Origin of the sequence: Streptomyces sp. NPDC058231 (assembly GCF_042882275.1) — a bacterium.
In the GTDB taxonomy this organism is placed as follows: domain Bacteria; phylum Actinomycetota; class Actinomycetes; order Streptomycetales; family Streptomycetaceae; genus Streptomyces.
This window is the reverse complement of sequence record NZ_JBHVWN010000011.1, coordinates 15540-33840: the sequence shown is the minus strand read 5'-3', so window position 1 is coordinate 33840 and position 18301 is coordinate 15540. Positions and strand designations below refer to the sequence as shown.

Here is an 18301-nt window from a genome sequence, read left to right as displayed (position 1 = left end):
AGGAACCCCCCCATGACCAGCGGCTACGTCTGCGTCACCTTCGACTTCGACGCACTCTCCTCCTGGATGGCCCGAGGCCAGCTCACGGCCACCCCCCGCTCGCGCGGGGAGTTCGCGGCGGTCGCGGTGCCCCGCCTGCTGCACACCCTGGCCGTCCGGGGAATCACCGCGACGTGGTTCGTACCCGGGCACACGGCCCTGACGTATCCGGAGCTCACCCGCGAGATCATCGCGCAGGGCCACGAGGTGGCGGTACACGGCCACGCCCACGAAAACGTCGCCGCGCTGCCGCCGGCCGAGGAGCGCGCGGTGCTCCGGCGCTCGCTGGAGGCGCTCACCGACGTCACCGGACTGACCCCACGGGGTTTCCGGGCTCCGGCCTGGGACCTGTCCGACGCCTCGGTCGGTCTGCTCGCCGAGCACGGACTGCTCTACGACAGCAGCCTCATGGGCCACGACCACGCGCCCTACCTGTGCCGCACGCCCGACGCCGTGGACGAGGACGGGGTGCGCTGGGGCGACCCCACCGAACTGGTGGAGATCCCGGTGGCCTGGAGCCTGGACGACTTCCCCCACCTGGAGTTCCTGAGGACCCCGTCGGGACTCATGCCGGGCCTGCGCGATCCCGCGGAGATGTTCACCCACTGGACGCGCGATCTCGACTACATGCTGCGTGACATCGACCGCGGCGTCCTGACGGCCACCATGCATCCCGAGGTGATCGGCCGTGGCCACCGTCTCCTCGCACTGGAGGAGTGGCTCGACGGACTCGCGGACCGGGACGTCACGTTCGCCACCTGCGAGGACATCGCAGCCCTGACGCGCTCCGGCGCCCGGCTGGGAGAGTACCGGCCCGCCTGACGCCCCGCCGGCCGTCGCAGTCCCCACCGTCCGGCGGGACGCGTTCCGGCGACGGCCGCCCTCCGGCGAAGCCGGCCGGCGGCAGACCCGGAAGCCACTGGAACAGCCCTCCGGCGTGACCGTCACAGGCTACGCCGGAGGTGCTCCGGACCGTCCGCCCCGAGTACGGGACCACGCCTGCCCGGTGTCAGTTGTTGCCTAACACTCGATGATGTTCACCGCGAGCCCGCCCCGCGCGGTCTCCTTGTACTTCACGCTCATGTCCGCGCCGGTCTCCTTCATGGTCTTGATGACCTTGTCGAGGGAGACCTTGTGGCTGCCGTCGCCGCGCAGGGCCATCCTTGCCGCGGTGACCGCCTTGACCGCCGCCATGCCGTTGCGCTCGATGCACGGGATCTGGACGAGACCGCCGACCGGGTCGCAGGTCAGACCGAGGTTGTGCTCCATGCCGATCTCGGCGGCGTTCTCGACCTGTTCGGCGGAGCCGCCCAGGACCTCGGCCAGCGCGCCCGCGGCCATCGAGCAGGCGGAGCCGACCTCACCCTGGCAGCCGACCTCGGCACCGGAGATCGAGGCGTTCTCCTTGAACAGCATGCCGATGGCGCCCGCCGCGAGGAGGAAACGGACGACGCCGTCCTCCTTCTCGGCCTCGGTGGCGCCGCCCGCGGCGAAGTTCATGTAGTAGTGCAGCACGGCCGGGATGATGCCGGCGGCGCCGTTGGTGGGGGCGGTGACGACGCGGCCGCCCGCGGCGTTCTCCTCGTTGACCGCCATCGCGTAGAGGGTGATCCACTCCATCGCGTGGGCCTGCGGATCGCCCTCGGCCCGCAGCTGGCGCGCGGTGTTCGCGGCGCGACGGCGGACCTTCAGACCGCCGGGCAGGATGCCCTCGCGGGACATGCCGCGCGATACGCAGGCCTGCATGACCCGCCAGATGTCCAGCAGACCGGAGCGGATCTCCTCCTCCGTCCGCCACGCCCGCTCGTTCTCCAGCATGAGCGAGGAGATCGACAGCCCGGTTTCGCGGGAGAGCCGGAGCAGTTCGTCGCCGGTACGGAAGGGGTGCTTCAGGACGGTGTCGTCGAGGACGATCCGGTCCTCTCCCACCGCGTCGTCGTCGACGACGAAGCCGCCGCCGACGGAGTAGTAGGTCTTCTGCAGCAGGGTGGCACCGTCGCGGTCGAACGCGGAGATCGTCATGCCGTTGGCGTGGTAGGGGAGTGCCTTGCGCCGGTGCAGCACCAGCTGCTCGTCGGCGTCGAAGGGGATCTCGTGCATGCCGAGCAGGTTGATCCGGCCCGAGGCACGGATCTCGGCCACCCGGTCGTCGGCGGACTCCACGTCGACCGTGCGGGGGGATTCGCCCTCCAGGCCGAGCAGGACGGCCTTGGGCGTGCCGTGGCCGTGCCCGGTGGCGCCGAGGGAGCCGAACAGCTCGGCGCGTATGGAGTCGGTGTGGGCGAGCAGGCCCTCGTTCTTCAGGCGGCGCGCGAACATACGGGCCGCGCGCATCGGGCCGACCGTATGGGAGCTGGACGGGCCGATACCGATCGAGAACAGGTCGAAGACCGAGATGGCCACGGGGAGACTCCTCAGGGGTTGGTAGACGCCGTTGTCTGCCGGGTGGTGCGGTTCGGACCGGTCGGTCCGAAGAACAGCGGGACAAGGGATGGGGCACCGCGCTCACTGAACAGTGTGCGCGGTGCCCCGCCCCCATGTGCAAATCTGCTGGTCCGGACTACTTCAGGCCGGGGTACAGCGGGAACTTCTCGGCCAGCGCGACGACGCGTGCCTTGAGGCTGTCCGCGTCGTAGGACGGCTTCAGCGCGGACGCGATGATCTCCGCGACCTCGGTGAAGTCCTCGGCCTGGAAGCCGCGGGTGGCCAGGGCCGGCGTACCGATCCGCAGACCCGAGGTGACCATCGGCGGCCGCGGGTCGTTCGGGATGGCGTTCCGGTTGACCGTGATGCCCAGCTCGTGGAGGCGGTCCTCGGCCTGCTGGCCGTCGAGCTCCGAGTTGCGCAGGTCGACGAGGACCAGGTGGACGTCCGTACCGCCGGAGAGGACGGAGACGCCGACCTCGGTGACGTCGGGCTGCACCAGACGCTCGGCGAGGATGCGGGCACCGTCCAGGGTGCGCTGCTGGCGCTCCTTGAACTCCTCGGTCGCCGCCACCTTGAACGAGACCGCCTTGGCCGCGATCACGTGCTCCAGCGGACCACCCTGCTGGCCGGGGAAGACGGCAGAGTTGATCTTCTTGGCGAGCTCCTGCGTCGACAGGATGACGCCGCCGCGCGGACCGCCGAGGGTCTTGTGCGTGGTGGTCGTGACGACGTGGGCGTGCGGCACCGGGTTGGGGTGCAGACCCGCGGCCACCAGGCCCGCGAAGTGCGCCATGTCGACCATCAGGTACGCGCCGACCTCGTCCGCGATGCGGCGGAAGGCGGCGAAGTCCAGCTGACGGGGGTACGCGGACCAGCCGGCGACGATCAGCTGCGGCTTGGACTCCTTGGCGAGGCGCTCGACCTCGGCCATGTCCACGACGCCGGTCTCGTCGACGTGGTACGGGACCACGTTGTAGAGCTTGCCGGAGAAGTTGATCTTCATGCCGTGGGTCAGGTGACCGCCGTGGGCCAGGCTCAGACCCATGATCGTGTCGCCCGGCTTCAGCAGCGCGAACATCGCGGCGGCGTTGGCCTGCGCGCCCGAGTGGGGCTGCACGTTCGCGGCCTCGGCGCCGAAGAGCGCCTTGATCCGGTCGATGGCGATCTGCTCGACCACGTCGACGTGCTCGCAGCCGCCGTAGTAGCGGCGGCCCGGGTAGCCCTCGGCGTACTTGTTGGTGAGGACGGAGCCCTGGGCCTCCATGACCGCGACCGGAGCGAAGTTCTCCGAGGCGATCATTTCGAGGGTGGACTGCTGACGGTGGAGCTCGGCGTCGACAGCGGCGGCGACGTCCGGGTCCAGCTCGTGGAGGGAGGAGTTGAGAAGCGACATCAGGTGGTCCCTTGGGGTCTTTAGTTGCCGGAGAACTCGGAGTACTCGTCCGCGGAGAGCAGGTCCTTCGGCTCCTCCGCGACGCGCACCTTGAACAGCCAGCCGCCCTCGAAGGGAGCGGAGTTCACCAGCGACGGGTCGTCCACGACGTCCTGGTTGGCGGCGGTGACCTCACCGGTCACCGGCGAGTACAGGTCGCTGACGGACTTGGTCGACTCCAGCTCGCCGCAGGTCTCGCCCGCGGTCACCGTGTCACCGACCTCCGGGAGCTGGGCGTAGACGACGTCACCGAGCGCGTTGGCCGCGAATTCGGTGATGCCGACCGTGGCCACACCGTCCTCGAGGGCCGACAGCCACTCGTGCTCCTTGCTGTAACGCAGCTGCTGGGGGTTGCTCATGACCTGAATTCTCCTGTACGCGGGGGAGTGCTGATGAACGGTGGTCTTACGGTGTGAGACGCGACTGCGTCACTTCTGGCGCTTGTAGAACGGCAGGGCCACGACCTCGTACGGCTCGTGAGTGCCCCGGATGTCCACGCCTACGCCTGCGGTGCCGGGCGCGGCGTGCGCGGCGTCCACGTACGCCATGGCGATCGGCCGGCCGAGTGTCGGGGACGGCGCGCCGGAGGTGACCTCGCCGATGACCTGGCCGTCGGCCACCACGGAGAACCCGGCGCGCGGCACCCGGCGGCCCTCGGCGATCAGGCCGACCAGCTTCCGCGGCGGGGCGGTCTCGGCGCGCTCGGCGGCGGCCTCCAGCGCCTTGCGGCCGACGAAGTCGCCCTCCTTCTCGAACTTCACGACCCGCCCCAGACCAGCGTCGAACGGGGTCAGCGCGGTGGTGAGCTCGTGCCCGTACAGCGGCATGCCCGCCTCCAGGCGCAGCGTGTCGCGGCAGGAGAGACCGCACGGGATCAGGCCACGGGAGGCGCCGGCCTCGGTGAGCGCCTGCCAGAGCTGCTCGGCGTGCCCGGGGGCGACGAACAGCTCGAAGCCGTCCTCGCCGGTGTAGCCGGTCCGCGCGATCAGTGCGGGAACACCCGCGACGGTGCCGGGCAGGCCCGCGTAGTACTTGAGGCCGTCCAGGTCGGCGTCGGTGACCGAGGCCAGGATGGCGGGGGACTCGGGACCCTGGACGGCGAGCAGTGCGTAGGCGTCGCGGTCGTCGCGCACCTCGGCGTCGAACCCGTCGGCGCGGGCGGTCAGCGCGTCCAGCACGATCTGGGCGTTCCCGGCGTTGGCGACGACCATGTACTCGGTGTCGGCGAGCCGGTAGACGATCAGGTCGTCGAGGATCCCGCCGTCCTCGGCGCAGATCATGGTGTAGCGGGCGCGTCCGGTGGCGACGGTCCCGATGTTGCCGACCAGCGCGAAGTTCAGGAGCTCCGCCGCCTGCGGACCGGTGACGGTGATCTCGCCCATGTGCGACAGGTCGAAGAGACCGGCCTTCGTGCGGACCGCGTTGTGCTCGTCGCGCTCACTGGCGTACCGCAGCGGCATGTCCCAGCCGGCGAAGTCGGTCATGGTCGCGCCCAGCGAGCGATGCAGGGCATCGAGGGCGGTGAGACGGGGGGCATTGCTCATCGGTGTGGCTCCCAGGGCATGACGACGCGGAAAGTCCCTCCCCATCTGTCATCGGAACCTGAGAGGTTCGCCGAGAGACCCCTGAAGGGTTCGGCTTGCACCTTGGGTGGAGTCGCCGGGCGACTCGCTTTTCAGATCTGCCTCGTCCGCGCGGTACGGGGCCTGAGAGATTCAAGGGAGGATCTTGCTCCTTCGGCGCCCGGCACTCTAGGTGACCGGAACTCTCCCGCGCGGATTCAAGCGGCCTTTATGCAGTTGGCGGGGTCATCATCGCACGCGTTGCGGAAGAGTGGGGCGTCGGTACCCCACGGGTGAACGGACCGCCGGAACGGTTGTCTCGCATTACCTTTTCTTTACACTTCTTGGGCAGATGTGGGTGACCGACAGGGGGAGGGCGATGAGGTTGCAGCGGTACGCGACGACCGCGGGGCTCGCGCACGGCGCGATGCCCGCGCAGGCGGGCGCACCCGCCCGGGAATTGCTGGGTACGCACGCACCCGTCGTACGGGATCTGCGCGAACGGGCCGGGCGCAGCCCGCGCGCGCTGCATTTCGCGACGGGGGACGTGGTCGTGGTCTCCGGTCTGCCCGGCAGCGGCAAGTCGACGCTGATCCGGCGGGTGGTGACGGTACGGTCCATCGATTCCCAGGACGCCCGGGACCGCTGGGCGCGGCGGATGCCCCGCTTACTCCCGTACGCCGTCTACCGTCCACTGGTCCGGGCCGCCCACTACTGGGGCCTGTGGAGGGCACTGCGGTCCGGCGAGTCCGTGGTCGTCCACGACTGCGGCACCCAGTCATGGGTACGGGGCTGGCTGGCCCGGGACGCCCGCCGGCACGGCCGCGTCCTTCATCTGGTGCTTCTCGACGTCTCACCCGAGGTGGCGAAGGAGGGCCAGCGCGAGCGCGGACGCGGAGTCTCCGGGTACGCCTTCGCCCGGCACCGCGGAGCCGTCGGGCGGCTGCTGCGCGACACCGAGGCCGGCGCCCTGCCGCTCGGCTGCTCCTCGGCGGTGCTGCTGGACCGGGAGGCGGCCGCGATGCTGACCCGGATCACGTTCGCCGAGACATAGCGTCCCGGCCGGCGTCAGCGCGGAGGGGCCCGCCGGAGTTACTGTTCTGCGGCAAGCCGTGGGGTGAGAAGGGGAAGCAGCGCAGTGGACATTCCGGCACCGGTCCATACCCATCCGCAGGGCGGATGGCCGGCCAACGAGCTCGAAGAAGTGCTGGCCGCCTCGCTCGGCAGCCCGGAGGCGGGCGGCCGGCTCGTCGAGGTGCTCGGCCGTAGCCACCTGTGGGTACCGCTGCCCAGCGGCGGCGGTCCCGATGCGCCGTCGCTCGATCTGCCGACGGTGGAGATCGAGGGCGCCGCGTACGTCCCCGTCTACAGTTCCGAGCAGCAGTTCCTGCAGTGCGTCGGCACCCATATGTCCTTCGCGGTGGCGCCCTCCGTCGAATTCGCCCGAGGGCTGCCGCCGCAGCTCGGCATCGCGGTCAACCCCGGCGGCGCCGTAGGGATGCCACTGCCGCCGCCCGCCGTCGCCGAGCTCTGCCGCGCCGGACGTACCTCGCTCGACGGTCCTGCCTCCGGCGGCCGGGTCCGGCTGTACGAGCCGGACTGGCAGGAGGAGCCCGTCGACTTCCTCGCGGCCGCGGCCGGTGAATTCGAGGAGAGCGGCGTCGTGCGCACCGCCCGGCGGTCGCTGGCCAGCATCGAGGGCGAGGAGCCCGTCCTCTTCATAGGTATCGAGTTCTCCACCTGGGACGGTGCCGGACGCAACGCCCCGATGGACGCCCTGGGCCGTGCGCTGGGCCGTGTCGCGGTGCCCTGGCCGGTCAATCTGGTCCTGCTCGACGTGGCACAGGACCCGGTCGCCGACTGGATGCGGGCCAGGATCCGGCCGTTCTACCAGCGCGCGGGGGAGTAGCGGAGTGTCCGGGCACGCGCCCGGTTGCGGGCGTCCGGGGAGCGACACCGCCGGTCCGTGGCGTCAAGTCGGTGTCAGGGGCGCCGCATAAGCTGGTTTGATGGCCAGTGGCTCGGCCGTCCGGCCGCACCCGTGTGCCCCGGGAGCGGCAGGCCGACACAGTGGATCGAAGAGGGGCGGGACCCAGGGTGAGTGCGTCAGGCACCGCGGCGGCCGGGCAGATCGAGCACATGCTGCGACAAGTCACGCCCGGGCGCTACGACGCGTACGAAGCACTCCTGCAGGCGCTCGCGGGCGGCCGGATCTGGATGCTGCTCTGGCACGGCCGGGCGGGCTCGCCCGACGCCCAGTACGGGAACATGGAGATCGACGGGCTCGGCTACGCCCCCTGTGTGACCTCCGCCCAGGAACTCTCCGCCAGCGGCTGGAACCGGTCCCATGAAGAGGTCACCGGAGTCGACATCGCCCGCGCCCTCTTCCCGGACCGCTGGGGCATCTGGCTCAACCCGCACGCCCCGGGCGGCGGCGTCGGCATCCCGTGGCTGGATCTGCGCCGGATCGCCACCGGCCTCGACCGGATGCCCGCAGGGCCGCTCCGGCTCACCGAGCCGGCCATCGAGATCCCGCAGTTCTACGCCCTGCTCTCGCAGAACGCCCACCACACCCCGGCGATCCGCTCGCTGCGCCGCGCCTGGGTGCAGCCCGCGCTCGGGGTCCCGTACCTCGCCATCGGTCTCGATCTCTACGACACGAGCCAGACCTCCGTCGACGCGGTGCGCGCGATGATGCAGCAGTCGATCGGCGCGGTCCCGGACGGGCTGCCCGTCTCCACCGTCGCGATGTCCGACGAGTACGACCCGGTCGCGATGTGGCTCCGGGCCAACGCCCGGCCGTTCTACGACCGTGAGGCACACGCGGCTCCGGCGGGCCCCTCGCAGGCCGCGCCCGGTTACGGCTACCCGCAGGCCCCTCGCGCGTACTGAGGAACGCCCGGCGGGAGAGCGGCCGGCTGCCCCGATGCCGACGGTGGACCCGGCGCCGTCCGTCCCGGTGTGCTCACGACCGGCTGTGGTCCGCGCGGCTTGTGCGGCACATGGGACCTGGTGGTGCACATGTCCCCTCCTGGTGGCCGACGGACATAAAGCGGCTTTGAGGGCTTACATGCCCTATTCGAACTCAACTTCCTTGTGTCCGACGGTTGTTCACCTGCGTCCGGATAACGGATCAGTCCGTCATCATCACGGTTAGGCATCCATTCACCGTCAAGTCTGGCTACAGATCAAGGCGCCGATGAAGACTCCCGCAACAGGGATGCTCCGGTCCCTGAACGGATATGGACTGATCATGCCGCTACAGCGGTAAGTGCGTACCGGCCACCGCCGGTTGAGAGGGGTCCCTGCCACGATGACGGCACCATTGCACGAGCCGACCGCGGAGGCGGCCCCGACCGCGGGATTCGAGGCCGGTGTCCCGGGGAAGGCGGTGCAGGGCCGCTCCCTGGGCCGTATCGCCTGGGAGCGCCTGAAGCGTGACAAGCTGGCCCTCGCCGGGGGCGTCGTGGTGCTTGCTCTGGTGCTCGTCGCCCTGCTCGCCCCGCTGATCACCCATCTGGTCGGACAGTCGCCCGACGTGCACCACGAAGAGCTGATCGACCCTCTCTTCTCCACGCCCACCGGCTCGTTCGGCGGCATGGGCTCCGAGCACCTCTTCGGTGTCGAACCGGTCAGCGGCCGCGACATCTTCGCCCGCATCGTCTACGGGGCCCGGGTCTCGCTCCTGGTCGGCTTCCTCTCCGCCGCCGTCGCCATCGTCCTGGGTACCGTGCTCGGTGTGCTGGCCGGCTACTTCGGCGGCTGGCTGGACGCCCTCATCAGCCGTCTGATGGACATGCTGCTCTCCTTCCCGCAGCTGCTCTTCATCATCGCGCTGGTCTCCGTGATGCCGAACGAGATGGTCGGCCTGACCGGCAGCGGGGTCCGCCTCTTCGTGATGATCCTGGTCATCGGCTTCTTCGGGTGGCCCTATGTCGGCCGCGTGGTGCGCGGGCAGACGTTCTCCCTGCGCGAGCGGGAGTACGTCGACGCCGCTCGCAGCCTCGGGGCCGGGCGGCTGTACATCCTGTTCAAGGAGCTGCTGCCCAACCTGATCGCGCCCATCATCGTGTACGCGACGATGATGATCCCCACGAACATCCTCACCGAGGCGGCCCTGAGCTTCCTGGGCGTCGGCGTCAAGCCGCCCTCCGCTTCCTGGGGTCAGATGCTCTCGTCCGCCCTGAGCTACTACGAGTCCGACCCGATGTACATGATCATCCCGGGTCTGGCGATCTTCATCACCGTGCTCTCCTTCAACCTCTTCGGCGACGGCGTACGCGATGCGCTCGACCCGAAGGGCTCCCGCTAAAGCCGTACCCGGAGCCTGTGCACCGCACAGGCCGTTCTACACACGGAGGATCCGAATCGTGACTACCCAACGGACCACTCGGCGGGGCAAGCAGGCCGTGGCCGCTGCTGCCGTGGTCGCGGCGCTGCTCTCCACGGCGGCGTGCGGCGGCGGAGACGACGAAGGCAAGGGGAACGGCAAGGTCGCGGCGGCCGGCTTCGACGCCGCCAACAACAAGATCGCCAACGCCTCCGCGAAGAAGGGCGGCACGCTCAAGTTCGCGGGTGTGCAGGACGCCGACTCGTGGGACACCACACGTGGTTACTACGGCTTCGTGTGGAACTTCATGCGCTACTACAGCCGTCAGCTGGTCACCAGCAAGACGGAGCCGGGCAAGACCGGTTCGGAGCTCACTCCCGACCTCGCCACCGCGCGCGCCAAGATCACGGACGACGGCAAGACCTACACGTACACCCTGCGCGACGGGGTCTCGTGGGAGGACGGCAAGCCGATCACGTCCCAGGACGTCAAGTACGGCATCGAGCGCCAGTGGGCGCAGGACGTGCTGTCCGGTGGTCCGGTCTACCTGCGTGACATCCTCGACCCCAAGGGCGAGTACAAGGGTCCGTACAAGGACACCTCGAAGGACAAGCTCGGCCTGAAGGCCATCGACACGCCGGACGCGAAGACGATCGTCTTCCATCTGCCCGCCGCGAACAGCGACTTCGAGGAGATCCTCGCGCTGACCTCGTCCTCGCCGGTCCGGCAGGACAAGGACACCAAGTCCAAGTACGGCCTCAAGCCGTTCTCCTCGGGCCCGTACAAGTTCGAGTCGTACTCCCCGAACAAGTCGGTCGTCCTGGTCCGGAACGAGAACTGGAAGCAGTCCTCCGACCCGGTCCGCAAGCCGCTGCCGGACAAGATCACGCTGAACCTGTTCTCCAACGCGGACGACATGGACAACCGCCTGATCGCCGGCGACTTCGACCTGGACATCAACCAGACGGGTCTCTCCCCGCAGGGCCGTATCAAGGCCCTCAAGGAGCACAAGGCCAACCTGGACAACCCGGTCTCCGGCTACGTCCGTTACGCGTCCTTCCCGCAGATCGTGAAGCCGTTCGACAACATCCACTGCCGCAAGGCCGTGATCTACGGGGCCGACCACAAGTCGCTCCAGACCGCGCGTGGCGGCCCGGTCGCCGGCGGCGACATCGGCACCAACATGCTGCCCCCGTCGGTGCCGGGCTCCGAGGGCCAGAAGTACGACCCGTACGGCACCGCGGCCAACGACGGTGCGGCCAACACCGCGAAGGCCAAGGAGGAGCTGAAGGCGTGCGGCAAGCCGAACGGCTTCAAGACCACCATCGCCGTGCGTAACAACAAGCCGGTCGAGGTCGCCACCGCCGAGTCGCTCCAGGCCTCCCTGGACAAGATCGGCATCAAGGTCGACATCGACCAGTACGACGGTTCGCAGGGCTCGGGCATCATCGGCAACCCGACCGTGGTCAAGAAGAAGAACTACGGAATCATCATCATGGGCTGGGGCCCGGACTTCCCGTCGGTCCAGGGTTACGGCGCGCCGCTGTGGGACAGCAAGTACATCCTCGAAAGCGGCAACAACAACTTCGCGATGATCAAGGACAAGGCGATCGACGCGAACTTCGACAAGTTCACGACCGAGCTGGACGACGCCAAGAAGGCCCAGATCGCCACGGAGATCAACCACCAGGTGATGGAGGGCGGTTACTACCTGCCCTTCGTCTTCGAGAAGTTCATCAACTGGCGCTCGTCGCGGCTGACCAACGTCTACACCACGGACGCGTACAGCGGTACGTACGACTTCATCAGCCTGGGCGTCACGAAGTAACCACCCCACCGGCACACCCGCCGTACGGTACGAAAGGCAGGTGAAGGCCGGAGCGGTGTGATCGCGGGCCATCGGACGACCTCCGGTGGCCCGCGGCCGCCGCCGGGCCGAGAGCAGTGCTCACATACCTCATAAGGCGGCTCCTCGCCGTCGCAGTAATGCTGGTGGTCATCGTCGTGGTGGTCTTCTGCATCTTCTTCCTCATCCCCAAGTGGGCGGGGGTCGACCCGGCCACGATGTACGTGGGCAAGACGTCGGATGCCGCCGCCGTCGAAGGCGTACGGCAGAAGCTCCAGCTGGGCGAGCCGATCTACGTCCAGGTCATGGAGTTCTTCAAGGGCATCTTCGTCGGGCGCACCTACTCCGCGGGCGGCGACGTCACGCAGTGTCCGGCGCCCTGCTTCGGCTACTCCTTCCGCAGCGAGCAGGCCATCTGGCCGGTGCTCACCGACCGCCTGCCGGTGACGCTCACCCTGGCCATCGGCGCGGCCGTGCTGTGGCTGCTCTTCGGTGTCGCGGCCGGCGTGCTCTCCGCGCTCAAGCGGGGCACGCTGTGGGACCGTTCGGCGATGGTGGTCGCCCTCTCGGGCGTCTCCCTGCCGATCTTCTTCACCGCCATGCTCTCGCTCGCGGTCTTCGACTACGGCCTCGGCTGGATCAACTCCGGCTTCGTCCCGTTCGGGGACAGCGTCGGCGGCTGGTTCCAGGGCATGGTGCTGCCCTGGGTGACGCTCGCCTTCCTGTACGCGGCCATGTACGCCCGTATCACCCGCGCCACCATGCTGGAGATCATGGGCGAGGACTACATCCGTACCGCCCGGGCCAAGGGGCTCAGCGAACCGGTCGTGATCGGCAAGCACGCCATGCGCTCGACGATGACACCGATCCTGACCATGCTCGGCATGGACCTCGGCGCACTCATCGGCGGCGCGATCCTCACCGAGACCGCCTTCAGCCTCCCCGGCCTCGGCCAGGCGGTGCTCAAGGCGATCAGCGAACGCGATCTCCCGGTGATTCTCGGCGTCACCCTGATCACCTCGCTCGCGGTGATCATCGCGAACCTCGTCGTGGACGTCCTGTACGCCGTGATCGACCCCCGAGTGAGGCTCTCATGACCGAGCTGAGCAAGAGCGGAGCGGCCGTGGGCGAGCCCGCCGTCTCCGCGTCGCCCTCCCCCCGTGCCTTTCTCGACGTACGCGACCTGAAGGTGCACTTCCCGACCGACGACGGTCTGGTCAAGTCCGTCGACGGACTCAGCTTCACCCTGGAGAAGGGCAAGACCCTCGGCATCGTGGGCGAGTCCGGCTCCGGAAAGTCCGTCACCTCGCTGGGCATCATGGGGCTGCACACCGCCGGCCAGTACGGCAAGCGCAAGGCCCAGCTCTCCGGCGAGATCTGGCTGGACGGCACGGAACTGCTCTCCAGCGACCCCGACGAGGTACGCAAGCTGCGCGGCCGCGACATGGCGATGATCTTCCAGGACCCGCTGTCCGCGCTGCATCCGTACTACACGATCGGCAAGCAGATCGTGGAGGCGTACCGGGTCCACCACGACGTCGACCGGAAGGCGGCCCGCAGGCGCGCGATCGAGATGCTCGACCGCGTCGGCATCCCGCAGCCCGACAAGCGCGTCGACAGCTACCCGCACGAGTTCTCGGGCGGTATGCGCCAGCGCGCGATGATCGCGATGTCGCTGGTCAACAACCCCGAACTGCTGATCGCGGACGAGCCGACGACCGCCCTGGACGTCACCGTCCAGGCGCAGATCCTCGACCTGATCCGGGACCTGCAGACGGAGTTCGGCTCCGCGGTCATCATCATCACCCACGACCTCGGCGTCGTGGCCGAGCTCGCCGACGACATCCTGGTGATGTACGGCGGGCGCTGCGTGGAGCGCGGACCGGCCGAGAAGGTGTTCTACGAGCCGCGGCACCCCTACACCTGGGGTCTGCTCGGTTCGATGCCGCGTCTTGACCGTGAGCAGACCGAGCGGCTCATCCCGGTCAAGGGCTCCCCGCCCTCGCTGATCAACATCCCCTCGGGCTGCGCCTTCAACCCGCGTTGCTCGTACGCGGATGTACCCAAGGACGACGTCACCCGCACCGTACGGCCCGAGCTGCAGGAGGTCGGCAGCCGGCACTGGGCGGCCTGCCACATGTCGCAGGAGCAGCGGGAGCGTATCTGGACCGAAGAGATTGCGCCCAAGCTGTGAGCGAGGACAAAGCCGTGACGAGCGAGGACAAGGGCGTGGACGTCCCTGCGCAGAGGTCCGCGGGCGGTGGCGGCGCGGGCCAGGACGCCGCCTCCCGCGAGGTGCTGCTCAAGGTGACCGGGCTGCGCAAGCACTTCCCCATCAGGAAGGGGCTGCTGCAGCGCAAGGCCGGCGCGGTGAAGGCCGTCGACGGGATCGACTTCGAGGTGTACTCGGGGGAGACCCTGGGCGTCGTCGGTGAGTCCGGCTGCGGCAAGTCGACGATGGGCCGGCTGATCACGCGGCTCCTGGAACCCACCGACGGGAAGGTCGAGTTCTCGGGCAAGGACATCACGCATCTCGGCGTCGGCGGCATGCGCCCGATGCGCCGCGACATGCAGATGATCTTCCAGGACCCGTACTCCTCGCTGAACCCCCGGCACACGATCGGCACGATCGTCAGCGCCCCCTTCAAGCTCCAGGGCGTCACGCCCGAGGGCGGGATCAAGAAGGAGGCGCAGCGGCTCCTGGAGGTGGTCGGTCTCAACCCCGAGCACTACAACCGCTATCCGCACGAGTTCTCCGGCGGCCAGCGCCAGCGCATCGGGATCGCCCGCGCGCTCGCGCTCAATCCGAAGCTGGTGGTGGCGGACGAGCCGGTCTCGGCGCTCGACGTGTCGATCCAGGCGCAGGTCGTCAATCTGCTCGACGACCTCCAGAGCGAGTTGGGTCTCACGTACGTGATCATCGCCCACGACCTCTCGGTCGTCCGGCACGTCTCGGACCGGATCGCGGTCATGTACCTCGGCAAGATCGTCGAGCTGGCCGACCGCGAGTCGCTGTACAAGGCGCCGATGCACCCCTACACCAAGGCGCTGCTGTCGGCGGTGCCGGTCCCGGACCCGAGGCGCCGGTCGGTCAAGAGCGAGCGCATCCTGCTCAAGGGCGACGTTCCGTCACCGATCTCGCCGCCGAGCGGCTGCCGCTTCCACACCCGCTGCTGGAAGGCGACGGAGGCCTGCACGACGCTGGAGCCGCCGCTGGTCGCGCTGAAGACCGGGCACCAGGTGGCCTGCCACCACCCGGAGAACGCGGCGGACCAGCTGCCGGGTGACACCGTGCTGGCGACGGCGCGCGAGGCGGTGGAGATCGTGGCCCTGAAGAAGGAGCCGGACGCGGCCCCGGCCGGGACCCCCGAGGGCGCCGGAGCCACGGCGGAACCGGAGGACTCGTCGGACTCCGGGGATGCGGGGGACAGCGCGAAGGGGTAGTACCGGCACAATTGCCCGGTGCTCAACGAACTGTTCACGCCCTCCGTCCAGCATGCGCTCGACATCGTCGGAATCTTCGTCTTCGCGATCTCCGGCGCACTGCTCGCCGTACGCAAGAACTTCGATGTCTTCGGCATCGCGGTCCTCGCCGAGGTGACAGCGCTGGGCGGGGGGCTGTTCCGAGACGTGATCATCGGGGCGGTCCCGCCCGCCGCCTTCACCGATCTCGGCTACTTCCTCACCCCGCTGCTCGCCGCGGGTCTGGTCTTCTTCCTGCATCCGCATGTCGAGCGGATCCAGGTCGCCGTCAACGTCTTCGACGCGGCGGGCCTCGGGCTCTTCTGCGTAGCCGGAACCGTCAAGGCGTACGACTACGGTCTCGGCCTCACCGCGTCGGCGGCCCTGGGCCTCGCCACCGCGGTCGGCGGCGGTGTGCTGCGTGACGTACTCGCCAATGAGACGCCCTCGCTGCTGCGCTGGGACCGCGATCTGTACGCCGTGCCCGCGATGGTCGGCGCCGTCATGACCGTGCTGTGCATCCGGTTCGGCACACTCACCGCCGTCACCAGCGGCACCGCCGTGGTCACCGCTTTCGTCCTGCGGCTGCTGGCGATGCGGTTCCACTGGCGGGCCCCTCGCGCCTACAACCGCTCCTCGGCCACCGCGGAAGAGGGCTCCGCGGCCACCTGACCGGGGCGGTGACATCGCACCGCACCGAAAAAGCTACCGCTCAGTAATACATTCGGTGTACGGTGCATGCCATGGCACAGGCAGCTCAGGCAATCATCGGAGACAGCGAGTTCGACCGCGACACCGCTGTCACTCTCCGCGCGGAGGGCGTCTACGACGCCGAACTCTCCGCGGGCTGGACGATCTTCAACGCCGTGAACGGCGGCTACCTGCTGGCCATCCTCGGCCGCGCCCTCGGCGAGGCGCTGCCGCACCCGGACCCCTTCTCGGTCTCCGCGCACTACCTCACCGCGTCCGTCCCGGGCCCCGCCGTGATCCGCACCCAGGTGGTCCGGGCCGGCCGGACCCTCTCCACCGGCGAGGCGTCGCTCTTCCAGTACGCCGAGGACGGCACCGAGATCGAGCGCATCCGGGTCCTTGCCACCTACGGCGACCTGAACGCCCTCACCGACGAGGTCCGCACGTCGGCCCGGCCGCCGGCCATCGCCCCGATCGAGCAGTGCTTCGGCGCCGAGGACGGTCCCGCACCGCTGCCCGGCGGTTCCGCGATCACCGAGCGGCTCAGCATCAAGCTCGACCCGGCGACCGTCGGCTGGGCCGTCGGCGCGCCGTCCGGCAAGGGCGAGATGCGTGGCTGGCTCGGGCTCGCCGACGGCCGCGACGCCGACCCGCTCTCGATGCTGCTCGCCGTCGACGCCATGCCGCCCACCGCGTTCGAGCTGGGGCTCAAGGGCTGGACGCCGACCATCGAGCTCACCACCCACATCCGCCGCCGGCCCGCCCCGGGGCCGCTGCGCGTCTCCATCACCACCCGCAACCTGGCGGGCGGCTTCCTGGAGGAGGACGCGGACGTCTGGGACAGCGCCGACCGGCTCGTCGCCCAGTCCCGTCAGCTGGCCCGCGCCCCACGCGTCTGAGCCGGGGTCGGGCGGTGCGGTATCCGCCCCGCCGACCCCGGGAACGCGCCCGCCTGATGCGGGCGCCGGGGCCTCGATGCGGACGTCGCCCGACCCGCCCCGAGGAACCTCACCCGTTCGCGATCAGCCGGCCGGCATCCGGCCCGCCCCCGTCCGCGGCCTCCTCGGGGCGGAACCCCTACGCCGGACCGACCGGGTCCCGACCGGTCCGGCAGTCCTGACCGTCCGTGCCGTCGAGCCAGTGGCGGCGGCCGAGGGCGACCAGCCGCAGCCGCCTCCGGGCGATCCCCGCCACGCGGCTCTCGTCCGCCGGGCCCGCGTCCAGCATCGCCGAGGCCGTGATCACCATGTGGTCGACGTAGAGACCGCCCAGCATCAGCAGATCCTCGTCGCTCCAGCCCCGCGACTCCGGTTCCGTGCCGAGCGCCGCGGCGACCTCCTCGGCGAACAGCTGGAGCTGGGCCGCTATGGCCTCGCGGACCGGGCCGACCCCGCCGTGCTGTTCGCGGGCGATGAACCGGAAGTGGGCGGGCTGTTCACGGACGTGACGGATGATCAGTTCCACGCTGCGGTCCAGCCGGATCTCGCTGTCGCCCGTCTCGGCGAGGATCGCGCCGATCATGCCGTGCAGGCTGTCCAGGGTCTCCTCGACGAGCGCCACGCCGAGCGCGGCGGTGTCCTCGAAGTGCCGGTAGAAGGCGGTCGGCGAGACGCCCACCGCCCGGGTCACCTCACGCAGTCCCAGGCTGCTCAGGCTCTGGTTCTGGAGCAGCTGGAGCGCGGCGTCCAGCAGTGCCTGGCGGGTCTTCAGCTTCTGGGTCCGGCGGATGCCGACGGTGTGACTCATGCCATTCAGTAAACAACTGTTCTCTGGAGTGGGGAAGCGCCGTGCGGGTCTAGACTGACAAGTCAGTGAACACTCGTACTCTCAAATGCTCGTCAAGAGCGACGGAGAGCGCTCGCAGAAAGGCCGGACATGATCGTCCTCGTTGCCGCACTGCTCCTGCTGGGGGTCGTCCTCGGAGCGGTGGTCCAGATCCCGCTCCCGCTGACCCTCGCCCTCGCCGCCGTCATCGGCTGCTGGCTGCTGATCTTCGCGGTACGTGAGCGGCTGGGCGCGCAGCGCCGGTCCCACTGAAGCCCCGCGTGCCGCACCCCCGCGTTCGCGTTCCCCGCGTTCGAGCCCGCCACTTCGAGCCCACGACAGAGACGAAGGAGCCCGCACCATGACGCTCACCGCATTCGCCCGCCGCACCCACGCCGACACCGGGACCCGGGAGGACGACACATCCCCCGCGAGCCGCGGGAGGAGCACCCGCGACGCCGACGGCCTGGCCGTCGCCTCCTTCGTGCTCGGACTCGTCGGCCTCCTTGTGATGAACATCCTGCTCGGCCCGGTCGCCATCGTGATGGCGGTCATCGCCCTCGCACGCTCCACCGCCCGCCGCGGCCGCGCCCTCCTCGGACTCGCCCTCGGTGTCGCCGACCTCGTCGTACTGGCCTTCCTGGTCGCCGGTAACGGCACCGTCTCCTGGGGCTTCGGCGGCTGACCCACGGCGTTGCGCGACGCCGCTCCCGGCCGGATCGGGCTCCGGGCCGGGGCAGCCGGTACGG

Annotated in this window: 18 protein-coding genes and 1 riboswitch; of the genes, 13 read left to right on the top strand and 5 right to left on the bottom strand. The window is 69.5% G+C overall.

Annotation, left to right across the window (positions count from 1 at the left end; translation table 11 throughout):
- Nucleotides 1-12 precede the first annotated feature (12 nt).
- Nucleotides 13-861, top strand: a complete 849-nt coding sequence (locus ACFVXE_RS10725) for a polysaccharide deacetylase (RefSeq protein ID WP_389670684.1) — start codon at nucleotides 13-15, stop codon at nucleotides 859-861.
- Nucleotides 862-1059: 198 nt separating this feature from the next.
- Here ACFVXE_RS10725 and ACFVXE_RS10720 read toward each other — a convergent pair whose 3' ends face one another.
- The 4 genes from ACFVXE_RS10720 to gcvT form a co-directional block, all read right to left on the bottom strand.
- On the bottom strand, nucleotides 1060-2442 hold the full coding sequence (locus tag ACFVXE_RS10720) for an L-serine ammonia-lyase (RefSeq protein WP_389670683.1): 1383 nt from the start codon (nucleotides 2440-2442) through the stop codon (nucleotides 1060-1062).
- A 157-nt stretch (nucleotides 2443-2599) separates the two neighbouring features.
- Nucleotides 2600-3859 carry a serine hydroxymethyltransferase gene (gene glyA / locus ACFVXE_RS10715; RefSeq protein WP_389670682.1) on the bottom strand — a complete coding sequence of 420 codons (1260 nt, stop codon included), beginning with the start codon at nucleotides 3857-3859 and terminating at the stop codon, nucleotides 2600-2602.
- A gap of 20 nt (nucleotides 3860-3879) precedes the next feature.
- The gene (gene gcvH, locus ACFVXE_RS10710) at nucleotides 3880-4257 is read right to left on the bottom strand and encodes a glycine cleavage system protein GcvH (RefSeq protein ID WP_389670681.1); all 378 of its coding nucleotides are present in this window, start codon (nucleotides 4255-4257) and stop codon (nucleotides 3880-3882) included.
- Nucleotides 4258-4326: 69 nt separating this feature from the next.
- Entirely contained in the window at nucleotides 4327-5442 is a 1116-nt protein-coding gene (gene gcvT / locus ACFVXE_RS10705; RefSeq protein ID WP_389670680.1) for a glycine cleavage system aminomethyltransferase GcvT, read from the bottom strand.
- 141 nt (nucleotides 5443-5583) lie between these two features.
- Nucleotides 5584-5681: riboswitch (glycine riboswitch) on the bottom strand.
- Between the two features lie 158 nt (nucleotides 5682-5839).
- Here gcvT and ACFVXE_RS10700 point away from each other — a divergent pair.
- The 10 genes from ACFVXE_RS10700 (at nucleotide 5840) to ACFVXE_RS10655 (ending at nucleotide 16687) form a co-directional block, all read left to right on the top strand.
- Nucleotides 5840-6514 carry an AAA family ATPase gene (locus ACFVXE_RS10700; protein ID WP_389670679.1) on the top strand — a complete coding sequence of 225 codons (675 nt, stop codon included), beginning with the start codon at nucleotides 5840-5842 and terminating at the stop codon, nucleotides 6512-6514.
- An 84-nt stretch (nucleotides 6515-6598) separates the two neighbouring features.
- Entirely contained in the window at nucleotides 6599-7369 is a 771-nt protein-coding gene (locus ACFVXE_RS10695) for an enhanced serine sensitivity protein SseB (protein ID WP_389670678.1), read from the top strand.
- Nucleotides 7370-7557: 188 nt separating this feature from the next.
- A complete protein-coding gene (locus tag ACFVXE_RS10690; RefSeq protein ID WP_389670677.1) occupies nucleotides 7558-8352 on the top strand; it encodes an enhanced serine sensitivity protein SseB C-terminal domain-containing protein in 795 nt (264 codons plus the stop codon).
- A 421-nt stretch (nucleotides 8353-8773) separates the two neighbouring features.
- Nucleotides 8774-9772: an ABC transporter permease gene (locus tag ACFVXE_RS10685; RefSeq protein WP_389670676.1), complete on the top strand. Its 999-nt coding sequence runs from the start codon at nucleotides 8774-8776 to the stop codon at nucleotides 9770-9772.
- Nucleotides 9773-9830: 58 nt separating this feature from the next.
- Nucleotides 9831-11618 carry an ABC transporter substrate-binding protein gene (locus ACFVXE_RS10680; RefSeq protein WP_389670675.1) on the top strand — a complete coding sequence of 596 codons (1788 nt, stop codon included), beginning with the start codon at nucleotides 9831-9833 and terminating at the stop codon, nucleotides 11616-11618.
- A 116-nt stretch (nucleotides 11619-11734) separates the two neighbouring features.
- Complete coding sequence (locus ACFVXE_RS10675) at nucleotides 11735-12733, top strand: ABC transporter permease (protein ID WP_389670674.1); 999 nt, start codon at nucleotides 11735-11737, stop codon at nucleotides 12731-12733.
- The gene (locus ACFVXE_RS10670; RefSeq protein WP_389670673.1) at nucleotides 12730-13830 is read left to right on the top strand and encodes an ABC transporter ATP-binding protein; all 1101 of its coding nucleotides are present in this window, start codon (nucleotides 12730-12732) and stop codon (nucleotides 13828-13830) included. The genes ACFVXE_RS10675 and ACFVXE_RS10670 overlap by 4 nt, the downstream gene beginning before the upstream one ends.
- A 14-nt stretch (nucleotides 13831-13844) precedes the next feature.
- Entirely contained in the window at nucleotides 13845-15080 is a 1236-nt protein-coding gene (locus tag ACFVXE_RS10665) for an ABC transporter ATP-binding protein (protein ID WP_389670672.1), read from the top strand.
- Nucleotides 15081-15098: 18 nt separating this feature from the next.
- Nucleotides 15099-15770: a trimeric intracellular cation channel family protein gene (locus ACFVXE_RS10660; RefSeq protein ID WP_389670671.1), complete on the top strand. Its 672-nt coding sequence runs from the start codon at nucleotides 15099-15101 to the stop codon at nucleotides 15768-15770.
- Between the two features lie 71 nt (nucleotides 15771-15841).
- Nucleotides 15842-16687 (top strand): thioesterase family protein, encoded by an 846-nt coding sequence (locus ACFVXE_RS10655; protein WP_389670670.1) that lies wholly within the window; start codon nucleotides 15842-15844, stop codon nucleotides 16685-16687.
- 178 nt (nucleotides 16688-16865) lie between these two features.
- On the opposite strand, the gene ACFVXE_RS10650 is transcribed toward ACFVXE_RS10655, so the two are convergent.
- The gene (locus tag ACFVXE_RS10650) at nucleotides 16866-17534 is read right to left on the bottom strand and encodes a TetR family transcriptional regulator (protein WP_389670669.1); all 669 of its coding nucleotides are present in this window, start codon (nucleotides 17532-17534) and stop codon (nucleotides 16866-16868) included.
- A 129-nt stretch (nucleotides 17535-17663) separates the two neighbouring features.
- Between ACFVXE_RS10650 and ACFVXE_RS10645 the strand changes: the two genes are divergently transcribed.
- Both ACFVXE_RS10645 and ACFVXE_RS10640 read left to right on the top strand, forming a co-directional pair.
- Nucleotides 17664-17825: a hypothetical protein gene (locus tag ACFVXE_RS10645; RefSeq protein WP_389670668.1), complete on the top strand. Its 162-nt coding sequence runs from the start codon at nucleotides 17664-17666 to the stop codon at nucleotides 17823-17825.
- Nucleotides 17826-17913: 88 nt separating this feature from the next.
- The gene (locus tag ACFVXE_RS10640; RefSeq protein WP_389670667.1) at nucleotides 17914-18237 is read left to right on the top strand and encodes a DUF4190 domain-containing protein; all 324 of its coding nucleotides are present in this window, start codon (nucleotides 17914-17916) and stop codon (nucleotides 18235-18237) included.
- The last annotated feature ends 64 nt before the right edge of the window (nucleotides 18238-18301 follow it).

Bases quoted from the DNA above. Each gene is read 5' to 3' on its own strand.
- ACFVXE_RS10725 (WP_389670684.1), top strand. From the start codon at position 13: ATGACCAGCGGCTACGTCTGCGTCACCTTCGACTTCGACGCACTCTCC.
- glyA (WP_389670682.1), bottom strand. From the start codon at position 3,859: ATGTCGCTTCTCAACTCCTCCCTCCACGAGCTGGACCCGGACGTCGCC.
- gcvH (WP_389670681.1), bottom strand. From the start codon at position 4,257: ATGAGCAACCCCCAGCAGCTGCGTTACAGCAAGGAGCACGAGTGGCTG.
- gcvT (WP_389670680.1), bottom strand. From the start codon at position 5,442: ATGAGCAATGCCCCCCGTCTCACCGCCCTCGATGCCCTGCATCGCTCG.
- ACFVXE_RS10700 (WP_389670679.1), top strand. From the start codon at position 5,840: ATGAGGTTGCAGCGGTACGCGACGACCGCGGGGCTCGCGCACGGCGCG.
- ACFVXE_RS10685 (WP_389670676.1), top strand. From the start codon at position 8,774: ATGACGGCACCATTGCACGAGCCGACCGCGGAGGCGGCCCCGACCGCG.
- ACFVXE_RS10670 (WP_389670673.1), top strand. From the start codon at position 12,730: ATGACCGAGCTGAGCAAGAGCGGAGCGGCCGTGGGCGAGCCCGCCGTC.
- ACFVXE_RS10655 (WP_389670670.1), top strand. From the start codon at position 15,842: ATGGCACAGGCAGCTCAGGCAATCATCGGAGACAGCGAGTTCGACCGC.
- ACFVXE_RS10650 (WP_389670669.1), bottom strand. From the start codon at position 17,534: ATGAGTCACACCGTCGGCATCCGCCGGACCCAGAAGCTGAAGACCCGC.
- ACFVXE_RS10645 (WP_389670668.1), top strand. From the start codon at position 17,664: ATGATCGTCCTCGTTGCCGCACTGCTCCTGCTGGGGGTCGTCCTCGGA.
- ACFVXE_RS10640 (WP_389670667.1), top strand. From the start codon at position 17,914: ATGACGCTCACCGCATTCGCCCGCCGCACCCACGCCGACACCGGGACC.